Origin of the sequence: Tenacibaculum insulae (assembly GCF_964512435.1) — a bacterium.
GTDB lineage: Bacteria > Bacteroidota > Bacteroidia > Flavobacteriales > Flavobacteriaceae > Polaribacter > Polaribacter insulae_A.
In genome coordinates, this window is the sequence record NZ_OZ208512.1 from 426,891 (window position 1) to 450,405 (window position 23,515).

The window sequence follows — 23,515 nt, forward strand, 5'->3', positions numbered from 1 at the left end:
TTTTAATCATTTTTAATGACTTTCGGAATTTGTAATCTTAGTATTGTACCACTTAGACTTGAACCTGCTGATGCTTCAGAAATGGTAAATCAAGTTGTGTTTGGCGAACATTTTAGAGTAGTAGAAAAAACAAAAAAATGGAGTAAAATCCGTTTAGCTTTTGATAATTACGAAGGATATATCGACAATAAACAGTACGAAGAAATTACAGAAGAAATTTATATTTCTTTATCCGAAGAAGAAAAATTTTACGCTGGCGAATTAATTGATTTTATTACAGATAACAATCATAATTTAACCACAATTCCGATGGGAGCCAGACTTCCAAATTTTAACAACAATAATATTAACATCAACACTACTTTATATTCTTATAATGGTAAAACATGTGGTAAAAAACTAGCAAAGTCAGCTATTATAGATACTGCTTTTTTATTTTTAAATGTCCCATATTTATGGGGAGGAAAATCGCCTTTTGGCATTGATTGTTCTGGGTTTACACAAACCGTTTATAAATTATGTGGATATAATTTATTGCGTGATGCAAAAGAGCAAGCAACCCAAGGAGAAGTTTTAAGTTTTATAGAGGAAAGTGAACCTGGTGATTTGGCTTTTTTTGATAATGATGAAGGTAATATTACTCATGTAGGTATTATTATGAATGATTATAATATTATTCATGCGCATGGTAAGGTACGAATTGATAAATTAGACCATAGTGGTATTTACAATATAGACACTCACCAACACACGCATAAATTACGAGTTATAAAACGTTTTATTTAACTTTTTATAAACTTCAATAAAAAAACCGAAGCTTAAATGTTTCGGTTTTTTATTTTTATGACCATATGCATAAAAAAACCTATCTTACCTGATAAACAACAAAAAGGCAACGAAATAACTAATATGATTGTAATTTTTTATTTAACCAATTTGGTTTAACAACTTATATTGTAACAATAATTTTAGTAAATCGTCTAATACTTATAATCAACAAAATCGAAAAATTTGGAAACAATTTTATCAATAAAAAACTTAGATAAAAAATACGGTAAAGTTCATGCCGTAAACAACCTCTCTTTTGATATAAAAAAAGGAAATGTTTATGGAATTCTTGGACCTAACGGAAGTGGTAAATCAACCACTTTAGGTATTATTTTAAATGTAGTAAATAAAACATCAGGGAGTTTTAGTTGGTTTAACGGAAAATTATCTACACATGAAGCCTTAAAAAAAGTAGGGGCTATTATTGAACGCCCTAACTTTTATCCGTACATGACAGCGGTTCAAAATTTAGAATTAATCTGTAAAATTAAAGGTGTTTCAACTGATAAAATTGAAGAAAAATTAAAAACAGTGAATCTTTTTGAAAGAAAAGATAGCAAGTTCAAAACCTATTCATTAGGTATGAAACAACGTTTAGCCATTGCTTCGGCTTTGTTAAATGATCCTGAAATTTTAATTTTAGATGAGCCTACTAACGGACTAGATCCGCAAGGGATTCATGAAATTAGACAAATAATTAAAGATATTGCTAAAAACGGAACGACTATTTTATTAGCCTCTCACCTACTTGATGAAGTTGAGAAAGTTTGTACACATGTTTTAATTATAAGAAATGGAGTAAAATTATATAGTGGTAATGTTGACAACATGGTTGCTTCTAACGGAGTGATTGAAGTTAAAACAGATGATGATTTTGATAAATTAGTAAATGTTTTAAAAAATTATTATGAAATAGCTACAGTTAATGTTGAAGGAGATTTAGTAACTGCCCGTTTAGAAAATGAAATTTCTGCTGCTCAATTAAATAAATATTTATTTGACAATGGCGTAATTGTATCGCATTTAGTAAAACGTAAACTAAGCTTAGAACAACAATTTTTAGATTTAACAAACAACAACTAATTCAACAAACATGCTACGTCTTTTATCAATCGAATTTCATAAAATAAAATACAACAGAGCTAGTAAAGTGCTCTCAATCATATATTTTGCCTTATTAACATCGGTAGCCTTAATTGCTGCTATAAAATTTGATGTTGGGCCAATTAAATTTCATTTAGCCGATCAAGGAATTTTCAATTTTCCTTACATATGGCATTTTAACACGTATATGGCAGCTATTTTTAAATTCTTTTTGCTGCTTGTAATTGTTTCAATGATGGCTAATGAATACAGTTACAAAACTTTAAAACAAAATTTAATTGATGGATTAAGTAAAAAAGAATTTATATTATCTAAATTTTATACCGTAGTTGCATTTGCATTAATTTCAACACTTTTTGTTTTTGTAATTTCATTAATATTAGGGAGTATTTATTCTGATTTTAACGAAATATCTATCATTTTTTCTGATTTAAGCTATCTTTTTGCTTTTTTCATCAAACTATTAGGTTTCTTTTCTTTCGGATTATTTTTAGGTGTATTAATTAAACGATCAGCATTTGCTGTAGCAGCAATGATAGTATGGTTAATGATAGAAGGGATTTTTAAAGGTTATTTATATTGGTCTTTTAAAGATTTAAAAACTGGTACCGAAGATGCAGTAAACTCTTTTATGCAATTCTTTCCTTTAGAAGCAATGGCTAACTTAATTAAAGAGCCTTTTACAAGATTAGGAGCTGTTAAATCTGTTGCCAATCAAATAGGCGAAAACTTTACTAAAGACTACTCTGTTAGTTTTATTACTATTTTCATCGTTTTAATTTGGACTTCTATTTTTATATATGCTTCATATTTGTTGTTAAAAAAACGAGATCTATAGGGGGTTTTAAGTAGTTTAGCTGTTTTATCTTAAGCAAAAACTACTTTTTTAATGAAAAGATTACTATTATTATTAGCTATAATTACCTCTTTTTCTTGTTATAGTCAAAAAGAGGCTAATTTTTGGTACTTTGGAAACAATGCTGCTTTAGATTTTAACTCGGGTGTGCCAATACCTGTAAAAAATAGTAAACTTAATACAACCGAAGGTTGTTCTTCTTTTTCAAACTCAAAAGGTGAATTATTGTTTTATGTAGGAGCGCCAAGCCCGAATGCTAGGAACTTAACTATATGGAATAAAGACAATAATCCTATGCCTTTTTCTAACACAACGAATGGAGGGCAAACTTTAAAAGGTGATTCATCTAGTTCTCAATCTGCATTAACAGTACCTGCCCCTAAAAAAGATGATCTATATTTTCTTTTTACTGTAGGAGCTCAAGTTGGTAATGGTGGAGAATATGGTTTCTGGTATTACACCGTTGACATGACTGAAGATAATGGCCTAGGAAATATTACAAATGGACCTATACAATTACATACACCAGGTTTAAAAGATCAATGGAGCGAAAAAATTACTGCTGTTAGAGCAGATGGTTGCAATACTTTCTGGGTAATTTCCTTTGCTACTCGTAATACTTTTTTTGCTTATAAAGTTGATGAAAATGGAGTCGATGTAAACAATCCCGTAATTTCAACAATAAACGGATTGTTTATTAATGACCCAAGAGGCTACCTAAAAGTTTCTCCTGACGGTTCTAAACTAGTATTAGCTAATATGGCTGACGGGGCTTTTTTGTTTGACTTTGATGACACTACTGGAAAAATTACTAATTACAATAACCAATCTTCCCCTCAGTTATTAAACACCAATTCCGAAAATGCTTATGGTGTTGAGTTTTCAACTTCAAGTAGGCGATTATATATTTCTACTGGGAGTTTTAACGGAGCTAATGAAGGCCTTTATCAATTTGACATTACTAAACCAACCTTAATTGAAGTTAACAATTCTAGATACACGGTACATAACTATTTTAATACAAGAGGAGCTTTACAGTTAGGTCCAGATAGTAAAATTTATTGGACAAGTGATCAGAGTACAAAAATAAGTGTCATCAATAATCCCGAAGAGCTAGGCGCAGCATGTAATTACTCTCATCAATCTATTGATTTAGGCGGAGCAATAGCAACTCAGGGATTACCTCCTTTTTTATCCTCTTTATTGCTTCCTATTCAAATTTCTAACGCTACTACAGGTAAAATTCTTAATAATCAAATAGAACAACATTGTATAGGCGAATCACTAACTGTTATCCCAGAAAACGTAACCGCACAACCTGGATCAACAATAACTTATGAATGGTTTTTCAATAACAACACGACTCCTTTAATTAACACTAAAGATTTAAACATCACAAATTTAAATACATCAAACGCTGGAGACTATAAATTAAAAGTATCACTTACTGATACTTGTGGAGACACTACAACTTTAGAAGGTGTTTTTAGCTTAGAGGTATACGAAGCTGCTGCTGCTGCTCAACCAACAGACGAATTCTTTTGTGATATTGACAATGATGGTTTTAATGATTTTGATTTACAAAATGATATAACTCCACAAGTTTTAAACGGGCAAGATCCTACTGTTTTCGAGGTGAAATATTTTTTATCGCAAGCGGATGCTGATGCTAATACAAATGCCTTAACAAACCCATATAAAAATCCAACAACGTTTAGCAGTCAAACAGTTTATGCTAGAATGCATAATATTACTGCTCCTAATGCTTGTTATGATGTAAAAAATTTCATTTTAGCTGTTACAGGAAATCCAACACCTCAAAAACCTAAAGACTATGAAGAATGTGACGATTCTATTAATGGAACAGATACTGATGGATACTTTAACAATTTCCTTTTAAACACCAAAGACAATGAAATTTTAGGTACATTAAACCCTACAATTTATGAAGTTTCATATCACACAAGTTTATCTGGTGCCAATACCGATAAAACTACTGATGTAATCGACAAAAACAGTCCATACAGAAACACTGCACCAAATTCTCAAACTATCTATGTAAGAGTAGAAAACAAAAACAATGCTGCTTGTAATGATGCTTCTGTAACATTTAATTTAGTCGTAAATCCATTACCTGTTATTTCGAATATAGTAGAATTAAAGCAATGTGATAATGATACAGATGCTTTTTCTGATTTTAATTTAGAAGAAGCTAGAAGTGATATTTCAAATAATTTCTTAAATGAAACTTTTATTTTTTATCCAACTTTACCAGATGCACAAAATAACACAAACCCTATAAACAATCCTACAGTTTTTACTAATAGAACAGTTACTACTGATGTTGTTTGGGCAAGAGCTATTTCTAATAAAGATTGCTATAGAATATCTCAAATAAATTTAACCGTATCAACAACTGGTATTCCACCTACATTTCAACGATCTTTTACCCAATGTGATGATTTTTTAGATATTGATGGTAACGACAATACAAACAATAGTGACACAGATGGAGTAACATCTTTTGATTTTAGTTCAGTTGATGCAGAAATTAAAGCTCTATTTACTGCTGGTGGGCAACAAATAAATATTACCTATTACAGAAATCAAACTGATGCTTTAGCGGAATTAAATAAAATTACTGACATTTCTAATTACAGAAATATAGGATATCCAAATACTCAAAAAATTTATGTTAGAGTAGATAGTGACTTAGACAATGATTGTTTAGGATTTGGAGAGCATATTACTTTAAATGTTGATCCTGTTCCTATAGCTAATACTGTAAGTAATTTTGAACTTTGTGACGATTTTAATAGCGGAGCTTTTAATGATGGACAAAATATCAACATCGATTTAAGAAGCAAGGAAAGTGATGTTTTAGGAGCTTCTCAATCAAATTTAGATTATACGGTTACTTTTCACACCAATGCTACAGATGCTAACTCAGGGAATAACGCAATACCAAATGATACTAATTACACCAATCAAACAAGGGATAAAGAAACTATTTATGTACGCGTAGAAAACAACAACACTGGTTGTTTTAACGATCACCTTACTTTTGATATTATTATAAACCCATTACCAACAATACCTAATGCAATTCCTAATTTAGAGGTTTGTGATATTGCGACCACCAGTGATGGAGATTCTAGAAACAGACTTGCACAAAACATCAATTTATCAGAAAGAGATATTGATGTTCTTAATGGTAGAGATGCTTCTTTGTTTGATATTACTTATCACAGAACCCTTATAGATGCAAGAAACGGAGTGTTACCTCTAAACAAAACTGATTATGCTAACGATCCTTCTTTTACCAATTTTCCGGCAGATTTATTAGGAGATGATCCTGCTACCGAAATTATTTACATCAGTATTTTAGACATAACTTCTGGTTGTAGATACGGAATAGCAACGTTACAATTAGTAATACACCCAGAACCTAACATTCCTTTAAACATTACAAACTATGTTGATTGCGATAATGATTCTGACATCAATAATGATGATGCTAACGAAATTAACGGAGACATTACTCTTAAAAATAAAACACCTGAAATATTAGCATATTACCCTAGTAACGAACACAGTAATTTCACTATCACATTTCATCAAAATTTAGCAGATGTTCAATCTGGAGCGAATCCTCTTGATGAGAATAAATATGAAAACACGGCTAATAATCAAACAATTTATGTTCGTATAAAAAACAATCAAACTTCTTGTGTTTATGATGATTTAACTTTTGATATTATTATAAATCCGTTACCTGATTTTATGGTTGACTCTCCTGTTATTGTTTGTTTAAACAACCCTCAAACAAGATTAGAACCTATAAATCCTAATGCAACTTATAGTTATCAATGGACTTTAAAAGGTAATCCTACCGTTCTTAGCACAGATGATTTTTATGATGTTACCGTAGGCGGAACTTACCTTCTTACTGCAACCATGCAAAACGGAACAGGCTGCGTAAGAACTAGAGAAATTACGGTAAACGAATCTATAGCACCAACTTTAACTAGCAATGATATCGTTATTGTTGATGATACAAATAACAACGGATTAAACAATTATTCAATCAAAATAATTACTGAAAATCAAAATTTAGGAATTGGGGATTATGAGTTTGCGATTATAGATGAAGATAATAACATAACTGGTTTTCAAGACGAACCTTTATTTGAAAATATTTTAGGTGGTTTTTATACTGTTTTTGTTAGAGATAAAAATGGATGTCAACCTAACGCTATTTTAGAAGTTTCAGTAATTGAATATCCAAAATTTTTAACACCTAATGGTGATGGCAAAAATGATACTTGGAAAATTAAAGGAGCAAATTCTAGTTTTTATCCATCAAGCAACATCACAATTGTTAACAGACATGGTAAAATAGTCGCTATCATTCCTATAGACAATGATGGTTGGGATGGTACTTACAATGGTAAAACATTACCTTCTAACGATTATTGGTTTAATATACAACTGGTGGATAGAAAAGGAAAAAAGCATCAACACCAAGGTCACTTTTCACTACTTAGAAAATAACCTTAAAAACAGCTATTTTTTACAAAAAACATCGATAAATTAGCAAACACATTAATTGATATCATGAAAAAGTTTATCACTCTTTTTATTTTTCTCTCATCATTATTCTCTTTTTCTCAAAGAGAAACTGATAATTGGTATTTTGGTGATAAAGCTGGATTACATTTTAATAAAGGTAGGTTAGATATTTTAAATGATAGCAAAATGAATGTTATCAATGGATCATCTAGCATCTCTGATAATCAAGGGAATTTATTATTTTATACAAACGGGCAAACAGTTTGGAATAAAAAGCATCAAATAATGGAAGACGGTGAAGGTTTAGCTGGTGAACTAGATAACTCTCAATCATCAATTATAATTCCAAAACCAAACAGTAATTCAACATATTATATATTTACTACTCGGAAAACAAAATCAGAAATTCCTTTAATTTTTCCTGGCATTTATTATTCTGAGGTTGAATTTTCTACCACTCACCCTAACGGAAAAGTAATAAATAAAAAACAACGCCTAAGCAATTCTTATTCTCAAAAAATTACAGCAGTACACCATAAAAATGGTAAAGATATTTGGGTTGTAACTTATGGTAGTAAAGTTTATCAAGGTATAAATAATCTTTTTCTTGCTTTTAAAATAACCGAATTTGGAATTGATCTTCCAATAAAAACAGAACTGAATGAAATTGAATCCCTAATTGGTGAAATGAAAGCATCTCCCGATGGGAGTAAAATAGTTTTATCTACTAATTTAAATTTGTTTTTATACAACTTTAATAATACAACAGGCTCTTTATCTAAATTCAAATACCTAACATTACTTATTAATTTCACTGAAGGTTTCTCTTCTTTTGGAGTATCCTTTTCACCTAATTCAAAAATTTTATATTATCCTTCTTACAAATCTACTAGTGCAGAAAGTAGCTATAACATTATGCAATTAGAACTAAGTCACCCAGATGTCAATTACCGAGGTAGTTCTATTTTCAAATCTCCACCTACCAGAAACAATGCTTCTATACAACTGGGTTCTGACGGAAAAATATACGTTGCCCAAGTTATCACAACCACTACCTATGACGATCAAAGTAATTCTTTTGTTATCAAACATTTTGCTACAGAAAACATAAGTGTTATTAGAGAACCTAATAAATTAGGAACTAATTGTAATTATAGACATGATGCCATAAATTTAGAAAATGGTTTTTCATATAGAGGACTGCCTAACTTTATTCAATCTTACTTTAGAAATAGAATTGTTACCGAAAACAAATGTGTCTCTGATGTTTTTGACTTTAGTTTAGATGCTTATAAAACTATAACCGATGCTACTTGGGATTTTGGAGACGGAAATACAGCTACAGGTTTAGCAACTAACCATCAATACACAGCTCCTGGAAGCTATATGGTTACCGCCAACGTTACTATTAACAGTAACATTATACCTTTTTACAAAGAAATTATTGTTTACCCATTACCTACCGTTATTCCCAACCAAAAATTAATACAATGTGATGCTAATAATGATGGAGTTGATTATTTTGATTTAAATGATATTAATAACAAAGTTGTTACTAACACAAGTGATAAAAGTTTTATTTTTTTTAAAAATATAACTGATGCCCAAAATAACACAAACAAAATTTCTAATCCAGAAATTTTTCAAAACGAAAGCAATCCTCAAGAACTTTTTGTTAAAGTTATTTCAGATAAAAGCTGTAGTAATATTACCAATTTTTTTATAGAATCTATGTTTGTAAAACTAGGTGATATTTCTAATAATTACATTTGCGACAGTTCTGATCAAATAAACGGAGACTTAAAAGGTACCTTCAATTTAGAAAACATACAATTAAAAATAAAAAATGATTTTAACTTAAATAATTTTGAAACAGTACGTTTTTTTCCGTCTCTAATTGATGCCCAGACTACCAGTAATCTAATTGATGTTTTTACACCTTTTACAACTCCAACAACAACCGTTTATGTAAGAGTTGACACTAGTTTAGGTTGCGGAGGTATAGAACCCATGCAGCTTATTGTAAACCCGGTTCCTAAAATTACAATAAACAATGCTTATACTTTATGTTTTAAACCTAATTTACATACACCAATAATACTTGATGGAGATATTTCGAATGATAGATTTGAATGGAGAAATGAAGCTGGTAATGTAATTAATACCAATAGAGAATTCACACTTACCAAAACAGGAAACTATTCACTTACCGTGTATAAAACTGAAAACGGTATTGAATGCTCTAATTACAAAGAATTTTCAGCTACAAATTTAGATTCTCCTTCTTTTAATCAAATAATTGTTGATACAGAAACAACAAATAACACAATATTTGTTAGTGTAAACGGTAATAGCAATTATGAATTTTCCTTAGATAATATAACTTTTTTTAATAACGGATTAAGCCATACTTTTAACAACGTTACACCAGGTGTGCAAACTGTTTATGTAAATGATATTAATAATTGTGAACCTCCAGTTAAAATAGATGTTTCTGTTATTGGTTTTCTTAAGTTTTTCACTCCTAATGACGATAACATTAATGATTTCTGGACTATAAAAGGGGCTTCTAACCAGTTTTTTAAAAACATTAAAGTTTCTATTTTTGATCGTTTTGGTAAAGTTTTATATACACTTAATAACAATAATATTGAACAAGGTTGGAATGGTACATTTAATGGTAAAAAATTACCCTCTAACGATTATTGGTATCATGCGAAACTAATTGATTTAAACGATAAGAAAATCGAAGAGAAAGGTCATTTTTCAATACGAAAAAACTAAAAATCAGTTATTTACCTTAAAAACAATAATTTATTTCTCATAAATTTGTAACTAAATTATTTCGGAATGAAAAAAACAGTTTTGCTTTTTTTTCTTCTCCTCTACACAACCTTAGCTTATTCTCAAAAAGAAGCGAATATTTGGTATTTTGGCCGAAACGCAGGAATTGATTTTAGCTCAGGAAATCCTGTTGCGCTTACAAACGGTCAATTAAATACGTTTGAAGGCGCTTCTTCAATATCTGATAAAAACGGAAATTTACTTTTTTATTCAGACGGGGCAACTGTTTGGACTAAAAACCACATCATAATGCCTAATGGCACAGGACTTTTAGGGAACAGCTCTAGTTCTCAATCTGCCTTAATTGTTCCAAATCCAACAAATTCAAATCTATATTATCTTTTTACTGTTGATGCTCAAGAAAGCAATACCAACGGAGTAAATTATTCAATTATAAACATGAGTTTAAACGGAGGAAACGGTGATATAACTATTAAAAACACTCCTTTGGTAAATTCGGCAACCGAAAAAATAACAGCTGTTGTAGGAAAAACTTGTGATAGTTTTTGGGTAGTAACTACCGATACACAACAATTTTACACTTACGAAGTAACTTCAGCTGGAGTAAACAACACCCCCATTACATCAAATATGAATGTTACTTTAGGCGCTTTATCAAGCAGAGGTTATTTAAAAATTTCACCTGACGGAACAAAATTAGCCATGGCAGCTGCCGAATCTGGAAGTTATATTTATGATTTTAACGCCAATAATGGTACCATTACCAATGAACGAAAACTAGATTTAGATGTAAATTATGGCTACGGAATTGAATTCTCTATTTCTGGAAATAAATTATATGTTGCTACCGGAATAGCTTCTAATGGTGGCCAAGCAAATTTATATCAGTTTGATGTTACAAATCCTGATATAAACAGTATTAATAACTCAAGAGGAAGTCCGTTTTTCACATACTCGGGCTCTAGAGGCGCTTTACAAATTGGCCCTAACGGAAAAATTTATCACGCTGTAAATAAACAACATTATTTAGGCGTTATCAATTCGCCCGAAAGCAATCAAAACGCTATTAACTACATACATAATGGCGTTAATTTAAACGGACGAGAAGCATCTCAAGGATTACCTCCTTTTATTCAATCTTATTTTTTACCAACCACTATTTTAAATGCAGACACGGATGTAATTATCAGTAATAGTAAACAGTTTTTTTGCACAGGAAAAGATTATCGTTTAAAAGCCGGAAGGATAGAACCTGGAGCAACTTATGTTTGGGAAAAAGACGGTACTATTATTGGTACAGGCGCTATTTTAACTACAAACAACAATAATTTTGGTGACGGAATTTACAACTTAACTATCCAATTAAACAATGCTTGTAACACCGTTTTAACTGCTAATACAGATATTGAATTTGTACCACAACCCACTGTTGTAAATATTCCTGTTTTTGAAAAATGTGATACCGACACAAACCCTTCAGACCAAACCACAACTTTTGATTTAACAACCAAAGAAGGAGAACTAACCAATAACAATCCGAATGTAAATGTTACTTTTTTTGAACAAACTGACATCAATTTTTTAAATCCTTTGTCTAAAACAAATTACATCAACAAAACCAACCCGGAAACTATTGTTGTGCGAGTCAGCTTTAATTCATCAAACAACACCAATTGTTTTTCCGTAGGAAGTTTAACTTTAAATGTAATTAACTCAATCGTTTCAACCAGTAATTTAACGGATGTTTATGTATGTGAAACTGATCTTAATTCGAATAATCCAAACGCAACAAACAGCGTAGGCTCTGGAGAAAGTTATTATGATTTTTCAGAAAAAATTTCAGAAATAATCAACCTAAATCCTGCTATTTCAATAAATACTCATACAATTAATTTTTACAGAAATTTAAATGATGCCAACACACAAATAAATAAAATAGCAACACCTTACGAAGATGAATTATTTACAAATAACACCACAATTTTTGTTCGAATTGATTCAAAATCTACTAATAATTGCCCTCAAATTATTTCTTTTAATTTATTTATACAACCTTTACCTACACCACAAGGAAACCAAAACCCTATACTTTTATGCATCAATTTACCTAAAAAAAACACTCCTATTGCAACCGTAAATTTAGATGCCTTTACAGGTGATATTTCCGACACTTATCAATGGTATAAAGACGGAGAATTAATTACCAACGCTACAAATGCTATTTACAAAGCTTCTGATAAAGGCACTTACAAAGTAAAAGCATATAAAAACAACTTATTATTAAAAAATACTTGTTTTGGCTACAATACTTTTACAGTAATTACTTCAAGTAAATCGTTAATTATAAACATAACAACTACAGATGATACTTTAAATGACAATCATATAACCGTTACCGTAAAAGGGGAAGGAAGTTATGAATATTCGTTAAACAATCTTAATAATTTTGGGGATGGAATAGACAATTTTAATTACACTTTTACAAATCTTCCTGTAGGAATTTACACTGTACAGATTAGAGATAAAAACGGATGTGGAATTACATATTCTGATGAAGTTCCTATTATTTTCTTTCAAAAACATTGCACACCTAACGAAGATGGATTTTATGACACTTGGAAAATTTTGGGAATTGATAATGATTTTTTTCAATCTGTAACCATCAATATTTACGATCGCTACGGAAAAAGGGTTGCTGTAATTCCTGATAAAGACCATCAAGGTTGGAACGGAGTTTATAACGGAGAAAAACTTCCATCAACCGATTATTGGTACGATGCTATTCTTCTTGATAAAAATGGAAAAATCCGAAGAAAAAAAAGTCACTTTAGTTTATTAAGAAAGTAGTTATTAGTATTAAAAACAGCAATAGCATATCAATAAAACTATCCGTATTTTTGTTATATGGACTTTGAATTACACTCAGATTTTAAACCTACTGGCGATCAGCCAACTGCAATAAAACAATTAGTAAACGGGATTACATCCAACGAAAAACATCAAACATTATTAGGTGTTACTGGTTCGGGTAAAACCTTTACAGTAGCCAATGTTGTTGCCGAAGTAAACCGACCAACGTTGGTTTTGGCACATAACAAAACCTTGGCTGCTCAATTATATTCTGAGTTTAAGCAATTCTTTCCGAACAATGCTGTAGAATATTTTGTTTCTTATTATGATTATTATCAGCCAGAAGCATATATTCCTGTTACAGGTACTTATATCGAAAAAGATTTATCTATAAATGATGAAATAGAACGTTTGCGAATTAGCACTTCCTCTTCTCTACTTTCGGGACGTAGAGATATTATTGTAATTGCATCTGTATCGTGTTTATACGGTATTGGAAATCCGAATGAATTTAAGAAAAATGTAATACCGATTGAAGTAGATCAGCAAATTTCGCGTACAAAACTCTTACATCAATTGGTTACCAGTTTGTATTCTAGAACTGAAACAGAGATAAAAAGCGGAACTTTTAAAGTAAAAGGAGATGTAGTTACTATTTATCCGTCGTACGGAGATAGCGGGTATCGTGTGCATTTTTTTGGTGATGAAATTGAAGAAATTGAAACTTTTAATATTGAAAACAATCAAGTAATTGAAAAATTAAGTGAGTTAACAATTTATCCTGCCAACTTATTTGTTACTTCTCCTGATGTATTGCAAAACGCGATTCATAAAATACAGGAAGATATGGTAAAGCAGGTAGATTATTTTAAAGAAATTGGTAAACACTTAGAGGCAAAACGATTACTAGAACGTACCGAATTTGATTTAGAAATGATTCGCGAATTAGGCTATTGCTCAGGTATTGAAAATTATTCTCGTTATTTAGATGGTCGAGATCCTGGTACGCGTCCCTTTTGTTTATTAGATTATTTTCCCGAAGATTATTTAATGGTGATAGATGAAAGTCATGTTACCATTCCGCAAACGCATGCCATGTATGGCGGAGACAGAAGTAGAAAGGAAAACTTAGTAGAATACGGATTCCGATTACCTGCCGCGATGGACAATCGTCCTTTAAAATTCGATGAATTTGAAATACTTCAAAATCAAGTAATTTATGTTTCTGCAACGCCTGCCGATTATGAACTACAAAAAACAGAAGGTGTATTTGTAGAACAAGTAATTCGCCCTACCGGATTATTAGATCCTGTAATAGAAGTGCGACCTAGTTTAAATCAGATTGATGATTTAATAGAAGAAATTCAAGTTCGAGTAGAAAAAGACGAACGTACTTTGGTTACTACCTTAACAAAACGGATGGCTGAAGAATTGGCAAAATATTTAACTAGAATTCAGGTTCGCTGTCGTTATATTCACTCAGATGTTGACACCTTAGAGCGTGTACAAATAATGCAAGATTTACGTAAAGGTTTGTTTGATGTATTAATTGGTGTAAACTTACTTCGTGAAGGCTTAGATTTACCCGAAGTATCGTTAGTTGCTATTTTAGATGCTGATAAAGAAGGTTTTTTACGTAGCCACCGATCTATTACGCAAACTGTTGGTAGAGCGGCAAGAAATGTAAACGGACTTGCCATTTTATATGCTGATAAAGTTACCAATAGTATGCAACGTACCATGGACGAAACTGATCGCCGTAGAGAAAAACAAATTAACTACAATACTAAAAACGGAATTACACCAACGCAAATTAATAAAAAGTTAGATAATACTCTTTCTAAAGATACCACAGCTACTTATCAGTATGATAATGCGATACAAAAAGCTGCTGAACAAGATTTAGAATATTTACCGAAAGAAGAAATTGAAAAACGTATTCGTGCAAAACGTAAACAAATGGAAGAAGCCGCCAAAGCTTTAGACTTTATGGTAGCCGCACAATTACGTGATGAAATTGCTCTTTTAAGAAAAAATTTGTAATTTCATCTAATGAAAAAGATACTTTTAATATTATTGCTATTCACTTATTATATTAATCATTCTCAAAGTAAAAAAATAATTTATGTTGATGAAAAATACAATGAAATTAGCTTTACAAGCTATCAAAAAAAACTAAGTTCTAAATTATTTGATATTGCTATTGTGGAAGATAAAAACATGATTTATAAAAAACTGAGATATTATGAATATTACAGTAAACTACCTATAAAAACAAAATATCAATTAACTAAATTATTTTCAAAACGTTTTAATATTGACAGCACAAAAACGCTATTAATTCACTACATAGATTCAGTCCCAGATATAAAAAAAATGCCTATAGAATCAGGTATAGAAATTAAAGATTCCTTAAATAAAACTATACGTTTTATTTCAAATACCGAACTTAAATCCAATAAAAATGGATCTAATTATCTTAAAAAACATCGACACATACAATCATTTAATGATTATATAAAAAATATAAAGTCTGAGATAAATAAATATCATAAAAAAAGATTAGAATTAATTCATTTCTACAACCAAAATAAAGGTTTTCCTGAATGGAAATTAAAAGAAATAAAATATTTTAAAGACCATAATTCTTTAATTAAAAAAATATTTTCAGATAAGATGAAAACGTATGATGTAATTTTAATCCACTCTAATGGTGAATTTTATGTTTCTAACACAAGAAATCATAGCTATAACAAAGAAAACAAACTAGCTAAAAAATCATTTTACGATAAGCAAAAAAACAAATGGTTAAAGCGTTTAAATAAAGTTTTATAAAAAATCCTCACTTTAAAAAGTGAGGATTTTAATATATTTAACTAAAAACTAATTCTTAAGCTCCTAAAACTTCTGCAACTTTATCTGCAGCTTCTTGAAACTCAGTAGCAGAAATAATTTCCATTCCGCTATTGTCAATTAATTCTTTTGCTTCTTTAGCATTTGTTCCTTGTAAACGACAAATAATAGGCACATTAATTTTGTCTCCCATACTTTTGTAAGCGTCTACAACTCCTTGAGCAACACGATCACAACGAACGATTCCTCCAAAAATGTTTACTAAAATTGCTTTTACATTGGTATCTTTTAAAATAATACCAAAAGCAGTTTCAACACGTTGTGCATCTGCAGTACCACCAACATCTAAAAAGTTTGCTGGGTCACCACCTGCTTGCTTAATTAAATCCATAGTTCCCATTGCTAATCCAGCTCCGTTTACCATACATCCAACGTTTCCATCTAAATCTACATAATTTAAACCAGCAGCTTTTGCTTCAACCTCAATAGGATTTTCTTCACGAATATCACGCATTGCAGCATAATCTTTATGACGATATAAAGCGTTTTCATCTAAAGTAACTTTAGCATCAACAGCCATTATTTTATCGTCAGATGTTTTTAACACTGGGTTAATTTCGAACATTGCAGAATCTGATTTTACATACGCAGTATATAAAGCAGTAACAAACTTTGTCATTTCTTTTAATGCAGCTCCGCTTAAACCTAAGTTAAAAGCAATTTTACGTGCTTGAAAAGGCATTAATCCTAAAGAAGGATCAATTTCTTCTGTAAAAATTAAGTGTGGCGTTTCTTCTGCTACTGTTTCAATATCCATACCACCTTCTGTAGAATACATAACCATATTTCTACCAGTTGCACGATTTAATAAAACCGACATATAATATTCATCTGGTTCACTCGCACCAGGGTAATATACATCTTCACAGATTAAAACTTGGTTTACTAATTTACCTTCTGCTGACGTTTGAGGAGTAATTAACATCATTCCTAAAATATCATTAGAAATACTTTTTACTTCATCTAAGTTTTTAGCTAACTTAACTCCACCACCTTTTCCACGACCACCTGCGTGTACTTGTGCTTTTATTACATGCCAACCTGTACCTGTTTCTTCAGTTAATTTCTTTGCTGCTTCAACAGCTCCTTCTGGTGTATTCGCAACAATTCCGCGTTGAATACGAACTCCAAAACTGTTTAATATTTCTTTACCTTGATATTCGTGTAAGTTCATTAGATATGAATTTTTAAAGTCGAACAAAAATACAAATTCAATTTATAAAACCTTATCTTTTATAGTATAATTTACTATTATTCTCATCTAAAATTTACACACATCAAATTTCTTTAATAAATAAAAGTGTCACAACAAATTTTTTAACAAGTCTTTAATTCAATTAACATGATTTTAAGATTTAAAGCTCTAAATCATAAATATTTTCGCAAATAATTCTTTGTAATTAATTTACTATGTATAAAACGGCAACGCTATTAACTATTATCCTTCTTTTTTCTAAAGGTATTTCTGCGCAAGAAATAAATTCAAACAGAAAAAAAATGAATGCCACTCGGGTTAATTTCCCTCCAAAAATTGATGGAATTCTAGAAGAAACAACATGGAAAAACATACCTGTTGCTAAAGATTTTACAATGATGCGTCCTGATAACGGAAAACTAGAGCCCGAAACTCATAAAACCGAGGTTAAACTTGCTTATGACGATGATGCTATTTATGTTGCCGCGTTAATGCATACGCCAGACGGAACTAAAATACCTGCCGAATTTACTAACAGGGATAATTTTGGTAATTCTGATTTTTTTATGATCATGATTAATCCTAATGATGATGGCCAAAACCCTGCAATGTTTATTGTTACAGCTGCTGGTGTTCAACTAGACTCTAAAGTATCAAACGGAAATAATGAAGATTATAATTGGAGTGCTGTTTGGGATAGTAGCGTAAAAATCAATAAAAACAATTGGATTGTTGAAATGAAAATTCCGTATAGAGCATTGCGTTTTACAAATGCTCCTGTTCAATCTTGGGGAATTAATTTTCATAGAGAAATAAGAAATTTAAATGCACGTTATACTTGGAATCATATTGATAATAAACAAGGTAGTTGGACACAATACGATGGTTTATTTGAAGGTTTAAAAAATATTACGCCTCCTACTCGATTAAATTTTTATCCATACGCATCTGCAGTAACCAATACTTTTGAAGGAAAAACCGACTTTGACTGGAGTGTGGGTATGGATATTAAATACGGACTTACAGAAAATTTTACTTTAGATGCTACTTTAATTCCTGATTTTAGTCAAGTAGGTTTTGATAATGTAACTTTAAATTTAGGTCCTTTCGAACAACAATTTTCAGAACAACGTCAATTTTTTACCGAAGGAACAGAACTTTTTTCTAAAGGACGTTTATTTTATTCTCGTAGAATTGGCGGACAACCAATTGATCAGTTTGAAAGCGAACGTAAAGATGACGATGCTTTTATTAATGGTAAAAAAACCACTGATGAAATTATTGATGTACCTCAAAAAGTACAAATGTTAAATGCTATAAAAATATCTGGTAGAACTAAAGGAGGTTTAGGTATTGGTTTTTTTAACGCCATTACCGAAAAAACAGAAGCAACTGTAGAAAGAACCGAGAAAACACTAAACGGATTAGACACCATTACAAATATTAGCAAATACAAAACTACCGTTAATCCATTTTCTAATTACAACATTTTAGTTTTAGATCAGCAATTTAACCAAAACTCTGCCGTAACTTTAATTAACACCAATGTTACCCGAGAAGGAAGGTTTAGAGATGCCAATGTTACTGGGTTATTATGGCATGTTGAAGATAAAAAAAGCACCTATAATATTGATGGTTCATTTAAAATGAGTGCTATTTCTGATGATATTGACAATCCAAATACTGGTTACACTTTTGATACCAGTATAGGTAAACATGCTGGTAATTGGCGTGGAGAAATTGGTTATAACTTTGAAAACAAAGATTACAACCCTAACGATATGGGAATTCTTAATAGTAATAACGAACAAACTATTTACGGTTTTACCGCTTATCAAATATTAAAGCCTAAAGGAATTTTTAACCGATATAACATTCGTAATTGGTATAACGTAAACTTTCAGCATGCATCTGGAATTTACACAGGAACTTCAACAGGAATTTCGTTTTCTGCAAATACAAAAACTCGTTTTGCCTTTGGCGGTAACTTAAATTATAATTCGGCTAGAAAAGATTTTTTTGAACCAAGGCAAGGATCTACCAGCGGTATTTATTTTAAAAGACCTACGCGATTTAACATTAATCACTGGGGATCGACAGATTACAGAAATAAATTTGCAATAGATTATGATTTTTCTGTAACCTTTTTTGATGAAACTGTTAACGGTATTTCAGAATTTAATTATGGCTTTAAATTTAATCCAAGATATCGATTTAACAATCAGTTTTCTTTAGTATACCAATTCAACTATCGTAAAACAGATAATCAATTTGGATATGTAAATGACGATGAAAGTACCAACGAAATTTTCTTTGGACAACGAGATAGAAACTCTTTTAACAACACTTTATCTGGTAAATATAGCTTTAGCAATACCTCTTCTTTATCTCTAAGTTTTAGACATAACTGGAGTAAAGTTCCTTATCAAGAGCAGTTTTACACCTTAAATCAATCCAACGGAAAATTAGAAAACAGTAGTTATTCTGATGTACATGACGTTAGTTTTAACAGTTGGAATTTAGATGTAAATTACGTGTGGCAATTTGCACCAGGAAGTCAATTAATCGCTTTTTACAGAAATGCTATTTTTAGTGATACCGAAAACACCAATTTAAACTTTTCTGAAAACTTAGAAGCCTTGTTTGAAGAGCCTAACCAACATACATTTTCGTTACGTTTTGTTTATTTTGTTGACTATAATAACATCAAAAACCTTTTTTAATAAACCAAAACACATGGTGTAAAGAAATCAGATAAGCTTTTTAAAAGTTTATCTGATTTCTTTTTTATACATTCGTTATACTTAATTGTAAATTATGATAATTGCTAAAAACATCCATAAAAATTATGGAGATGTTAAAATTTTAAAAGGAGTAAATCTTCATATCAAAAAAGGAGAAATTGTTGCTATTGTTGGTCCTTCTGGAGCCGGAAAAACAACCTTACTTCAAATTTTAGGAACTTTAGATACATCAGAAAAAAAAGAAGATTACAATTTACAACTTAACAAGGTTGCTATTGAAAACTTAACCGATAAAGAGGTTTCTCTTTTTAGAAATCAACATATTGGTTTTATCTTTCAATTTCATCAATTATTGCCTGAATTTACTGCCTTAGAAAACGTATGTATTCCTGCTTTTATTGGCGGAAAATCAAAATCTGAAACCGAAAAAAGAGCCAAAGAATTATTATCTTTTTTAGGATTATCGCACCGAGAAAACCATAAACCAAATCAACTTTCTGGCGGAGAACAACAACGAGTTGCCGTAGCAAGAGCTTTAATTAATAAACCTTCAGTTATTTTTGCTGATGAACCTTCTGGTAATTTAGATTCAACATCCGCAGAAAACCTACATAAATTATTTTTTGAACTTCGTGATAAATTCGGACAAACTTTTGTTTTAGTTACACACAACAAAGAATTAGCACAAATGTCTGACAGAACTTTAACCATGAAAGACGGAATTATTATTGAATAATGTAACAAAAAAATGTTTAGAGCTACTTATTAATAAATCAACTTATTATGAAAGAAACTTTTAACGAACTTGTTTGCTATTTAAAAAATCCTGTTTCACAAAAAGATGCTAACACCAACAATTCATATCGGTTTAATAAATTTTTACATTTATTAGTTATCAGTATTATTACAGGTATTGCTATAACGCCTTTATTTGCGTTAATCGAGCATTTAAATTTGGTAGATCAACACGCTATGGAAGAGTTAATGAAAACTAAATCGAAATGGTATATTGCCATATTTGCAATTGTTGCAGCTCCTCTTTTTGAAGAATTAATTTTTAGAGCGCCAATAACACTACTTAAAGAAAAATCGTTTAAAAAAGGTTTTTATCTTTTTGCAATTGCCTTTGGTTTAATACATATTACAAACTTTAAAATTAGTACCAATGTAATTTTATTAGCGCCAATTTTAGTCGCACCTCAAACTATATTAGGTGGTTATTTAGGATTTATAAGAGTTCGTTTTGGCTTACAATGGAGTATTTTACTTCATGCCAGTTATAATGCTTTTTTTGTTTTACTTAGTTTTGCTGTAGATTTATAATATGAATAAAACTGAACTTAAAGAATTTCTTAACGAAAAGGTAATAAAATATAACAATCCAGATTTTATAGAGAGCGACCCTATTCAAATTCCGCATCAATTTTCGTTAAAAGAAGACATTGAAATTGCAGGTTTTTTAGCCGCAACAATTGCTTGGGGAAATCGTAAAATGATTATTAAAAACTCTTTAAAAATGGTTGAGTTGTTAGGCAATTCGCCTTTCGATTTTGTTATCAATCATACCGAAGATGATTTAGACAATTTTAACGGATTTGTGCATCGTACTTTTAATGCTGATGATTTTAAATTCTTTATAAAATCGTTAAAAAACATCTATCAAAATCACAACGGACTAGAAGCTGTTTTATCAACAAATAACACAGAAAACTATCAATTAGCAATTCATCAATTTAAAAAAGTATTTTTCGAAATTCCGCATCAACCAAGAACATTAAAACATGTTTCTGACCCTTTAAAAGGCTCAGCTTCAAAAAGAATTAGCATGTTTCTTCGATGGATGGTTAGAAACGACAATGCTGGCGTAGATTTAGGCATTTGGAAAACACACAATCCCGCTCATTTACATTGCCCTTTAGATGTGCATTCTGGTAATGTTGCTCGTAAATTAGGCATCTTAACTAGAAAACAAAACGATTGGAAAGCTTTAACCGAGTTAGATAACACATTAAGAAATTTTGACAAAAACGATCCTGTAAAATATGATTTTGCTTTATTCGGATTAGGAGTTTTCGAAAAGTTTTAAAACCAAAATAATGCAAACTTTTACGCACTACTTTTTACATTTCGGATTCCCATTTTTTATTGCATATTTCTTTTATAATAAAAACTGGAAAAAAGTATATCTCATCTTACTAGCAACCATGTTGGTAGATCTAGATCACCTATTTTCAACCCCAATATTTCAAGCCAATCGATGCAGTTTTGGTTTTCACCTACTACACACATATTACGCAATTTTCGTTTACATAATTCTATTATTCTTAAAAAAACCGTATAAAATTATCGGTTTAGGACTTTTATTACACATGCTCACCGATTTAATCGACTGTTTATTTATGTACAATAATTGCAAAACCTGTTACGAAAACACTCCAGCAACATCGGTTTTAAAATTTATAACAACTCTCTTTTAAAACAAAATAAGCACTATTATTTGAAGCTATTTCCCGCTTTCCGCACTCGCTTTTTTTTTAAGAAAAATCAAAAAAAGAGCTCAAATAAATGCTTCAATCGGGGCTAAAAACCTTCTATCTCTAAAAATCGAATCCGTCAAACTGAATTTATTTCAGTTTCACATCCTCATTTGCAATAGTTCTTAGTTTTATGAGATGCTGAAATAAATTCAGCATGACGTTTATACCTAAAAAAACTTTATTTAAAGTTTAAACAAGCTCTTATTCCTTTAAAATTAAATCACAATACCAAAAACTAGTATCATAATTTTTAACTTCCTCCGAACTATCTTTATGACAATTCTGAGAGTCGTCTTTATTTAACGTATATGATTTTAAAACCTTCTCGCCTATTTCAAATTCAATTGGTTTACTAAAAATTGGCCCGTCAAAACAAAAAGTATGAAACTCACCATTCTCACCACAAACATCAACATCATTAGGTAATTCGTTTATAAAATCTTCATCAATAATTCTACCAACAAACTCTTCTCCTAATTTTTTCGCATTCACACAAACCGTAATGGTTTTAAAACCCAATGCTAAAAACTCTTTAAGAATTTGTTTCGTTTCTTTTTTCCAAAGCGGATACACTCCTGTAATACCAACTTCTTTTAATTTCGAATCTCTATAATTACGTAAATCTTCTAAAAAAATATCACCAAAAATAGCATGCTTAAGTCCTGCTGATTTTAATTCAGAAGTTTTTTCTAACATTTTCTGATTGTATAAATCCATCGTAACATCCGCAGGAAATTCTATTTTTTCTAAAGCAATACCAATACTTTTAGCTTGTGCTTCTAATAAATTTTCGTGCAACCCATGCATAGAAACTCGCTGATAATCTTTATTTACATTGGTTATTAACTTTTCTATTTTATATTCTTTTTGCTGTAAAATTTTATACAAAGCAAAAGCTGAATCTTTTCCTGAACTCCAATTAAAATAAGCTTTTTTCATAAGGCTAAATTATAGAATTTAAAGCATAAAAAATCCCGCTAAAAGCAGGATTTATACTTTAAAATAAGTTTATTAGAGTTTGTTTAAATTTCATTTAAAAACCTTTTGTCTCTAAAGCTAAAAAATCGAATCCGTCAAACTGAATTTATTTCAGTTTCGCATCTTAATTTAC

15 protein-coding genes are annotated in these 23,515 nt (G+C 30.5%); 13 read left to right on the top strand and 2 right to left on the bottom strand.

Annotated features, from left to right (window positions below):
• The first annotated feature begins 15 nt into the window (after positions 1-15).
• The 8 genes from ACN5J5_RS01915 to ACN5J5_RS01950 all read left to right on the top strand — a co-directional run bounded on the left by ACN5J5_RS01915 (position 16) and on the right by ACN5J5_RS01950 (position 15,850).
• Positions 16-786: an NlpC/P60 family protein gene (locus tag ACN5J5_RS01915; RefSeq protein WP_418645670.1), complete on the top strand. Its 771-nt coding sequence runs from the start codon at positions 16-18 to the stop codon at positions 784-786.
• A 225-nt stretch (positions 787-1,011) separates the two neighbouring features.
• On the top strand, positions 1,012-1,911 hold the full coding sequence (locus ACN5J5_RS01920; protein ID WP_418645671.1) for an ABC transporter ATP-binding protein: 900 nt from the start codon (positions 1,012-1,014) through the stop codon (positions 1,909-1,911).
• Between the two features lie 10 nt (positions 1,912-1,921).
• Positions 1,922-2,770 (top strand): ABC transporter permease, encoded by an 849-nt coding sequence (locus ACN5J5_RS01925; RefSeq protein ID WP_418645672.1) that lies wholly within the window; start codon positions 1,922-1,924, stop codon positions 2,768-2,770.
• A 51-nt stretch (positions 2,771-2,821) separates the two neighbouring features.
• A complete protein-coding gene (locus ACN5J5_RS01930) occupies positions 2,822-7,342 on the top strand; it encodes a T9SS type B sorting domain-containing protein (RefSeq protein ID WP_418645673.1) in 4,521 nt (1,506 codons plus the stop codon).
• A gap of 63 nt (positions 7,343-7,405) precedes the next feature.
• The gene (locus tag ACN5J5_RS01935) at positions 7,406-10,144 is read left to right on the top strand and encodes a T9SS type B sorting domain-containing protein (protein ID WP_418645674.1); all 2,739 of its coding nucleotides are present in this window, start codon (positions 7,406-7,408) and stop codon (positions 10,142-10,144) included.
• 66 nt (positions 10,145-10,210) lie between these two features.
• The gene (locus ACN5J5_RS01940; protein WP_418645675.1) at positions 10,211-13,012 is read left to right on the top strand and encodes a T9SS type B sorting domain-containing protein; all 2,802 of its coding nucleotides are present in this window, start codon (positions 10,211-10,213) and stop codon (positions 13,010-13,012) included.
• 57 nt (positions 13,013-13,069) lie between these two features.
• Positions 13,070-15,058: an excinuclease ABC subunit UvrB gene (gene uvrB / locus ACN5J5_RS01945; protein ID WP_418645676.1), complete on the top strand. Its 1,989-nt coding sequence runs from the start codon at positions 13,070-13,072 to the stop codon at positions 15,056-15,058.
• 9 nt (positions 15,059-15,067) lie between these two features.
• The gene (locus tag ACN5J5_RS01950) at positions 15,068-15,850 is read left to right on the top strand and encodes a hypothetical protein (protein WP_418645677.1); all 783 of its coding nucleotides are present in this window, start codon (positions 15,068-15,070) and stop codon (positions 15,848-15,850) included.
• Between the two features lie 55 nt (positions 15,851-15,905).
• Here ACN5J5_RS01950 and sucC read toward each other — a convergent pair whose 3' ends face one another.
• The gene (gene sucC, locus ACN5J5_RS01955) at positions 15,906-17,102 is read right to left on the bottom strand and encodes an ADP-forming succinate--CoA ligase subunit beta (protein ID WP_418645678.1); all 1,197 of its coding nucleotides are present in this window, start codon (positions 17,100-17,102) and stop codon (positions 15,906-15,908) included.
• A gap of 236 nt (positions 17,103-17,338) precedes the next feature.
• Between sucC and ACN5J5_RS01960 the strand changes: the two genes are divergently transcribed.
• From ACN5J5_RS01960 to ACN5J5_RS01980, 5 genes are all read left to right on the top strand, one after another.
• On the top strand, positions 17,339-19,846 hold the full coding sequence (locus ACN5J5_RS01960) for a DUF5916 domain-containing protein (RefSeq protein WP_418645679.1): 2,508 nt from the start codon (positions 17,339-17,341) through the stop codon (positions 19,844-19,846).
• 94 nt (positions 19,847-19,940) lie between these two features.
• On the top strand, positions 19,941-20,603 hold the full coding sequence (locus tag ACN5J5_RS01965) for an ABC transporter ATP-binding protein (protein ID WP_418645680.1): 663 nt from the start codon (positions 19,941-19,943) through the stop codon (positions 20,601-20,603).
• A gap of 47 nt (positions 20,604-20,650) precedes the next feature.
• On the top strand, positions 20,651-21,190 hold the full coding sequence (locus tag ACN5J5_RS01970) for a CPBP family intramembrane glutamic endopeptidase (protein WP_418645681.1): 540 nt from the start codon (positions 20,651-20,653) through the stop codon (positions 21,188-21,190).
• A gap of 1 nt (position 21,191) precedes the next feature.
• The gene (locus ACN5J5_RS01975) at positions 21,192-21,953 is read left to right on the top strand and encodes a TIGR02757 family protein (protein WP_418645682.1); all 762 of its coding nucleotides are present in this window, start codon (positions 21,192-21,194) and stop codon (positions 21,951-21,953) included.
• Between the two features lie 10 nt (positions 21,954-21,963).
• Entirely contained in the window at positions 21,964-22,344 is a 381-nt protein-coding gene (locus ACN5J5_RS01980) for a DUF6122 family protein (protein WP_418645683.1), read from the top strand.
• A gap of 261 nt (positions 22,345-22,605) precedes the next feature.
• Here ACN5J5_RS01980 and ACN5J5_RS01985 read toward each other — a convergent pair whose 3' ends face one another.
• A complete protein-coding gene (locus ACN5J5_RS01985; RefSeq protein ID WP_418645684.1) occupies positions 22,606-23,343 on the bottom strand; it encodes a diphthine--ammonia ligase in 738 nt (245 codons plus the stop codon).
• Positions 23,344-23,515 lie beyond the last annotated feature (172 nt).

What these genes read in the sequence shown, in the direction of transcription:
- ACN5J5_RS01915 (WP_418645670.1), top strand. Translation starts at nt 16, where the DNA reads ATGACTTTCGGAATTTGTAATCTTAGTATTGTACCACTTAGACTTGAA.
- ACN5J5_RS01925 (WP_418645672.1), top strand. Translation starts at nt 1,922, where the DNA reads ATGCTACGTCTTTTATCAATCGAATTTCATAAAATAAAATACAACAGA.
- ACN5J5_RS01930 (WP_418645673.1), top strand. Translation starts at nt 2,822, where the DNA reads ATGAAAAGATTACTATTATTATTAGCTATAATTACCTCTTTTTCTTGT.
- ACN5J5_RS01935 (WP_418645674.1), top strand. Translation starts at nt 7,406, where the DNA reads ATGAAAAAGTTTATCACTCTTTTTATTTTTCTCTCATCATTATTCTCT.
- ACN5J5_RS01940 (WP_418645675.1), top strand. Translation starts at nt 10,211, where the DNA reads ATGAAAAAAACAGTTTTGCTTTTTTTTCTTCTCCTCTACACAACCTTA.
- uvrB (WP_418645676.1), top strand. Translation starts at nt 13,070, where the DNA reads ATGGACTTTGAATTACACTCAGATTTTAAACCTACTGGCGATCAGCCA.
- ACN5J5_RS01950 (WP_418645677.1), top strand. Translation starts at nt 15,068, where the DNA reads ATGAAAAAGATACTTTTAATATTATTGCTATTCACTTATTATATTAAT.
- sucC (WP_418645678.1), bottom strand. Translation starts at nt 17,102, where the DNA reads ATGAACTTACACGAATATCAAGGTAAAGAAATATTAAACAGTTTTGGA.
- ACN5J5_RS01960 (WP_418645679.1), top strand. Translation starts at nt 17,339, where the DNA reads ATGTATAAAACGGCAACGCTATTAACTATTATCCTTCTTTTTTCTAAA.
- ACN5J5_RS01965 (WP_418645680.1), top strand. Translation starts at nt 19,941, where the DNA reads ATGATAATTGCTAAAAACATCCATAAAAATTATGGAGATGTTAAAATT.
- ACN5J5_RS01970 (WP_418645681.1), top strand. Translation starts at nt 20,651, where the DNA reads ATGAAAGAAACTTTTAACGAACTTGTTTGCTATTTAAAAAATCCTGTT.
- ACN5J5_RS01975 (WP_418645682.1), top strand. Translation starts at nt 21,192, where the DNA reads ATGAATAAAACTGAACTTAAAGAATTTCTTAACGAAAAGGTAATAAAA.
- ACN5J5_RS01980 (WP_418645683.1), top strand. Translation starts at nt 21,964, where the DNA reads ATGCAAACTTTTACGCACTACTTTTTACATTTCGGATTCCCATTTTTT.
- ACN5J5_RS01985 (WP_418645684.1), bottom strand. Translation starts at nt 23,343, where the DNA reads ATGAAAAAAGCTTATTTTAATTGGAGTTCAGGAAAAGATTCAGCTTTT.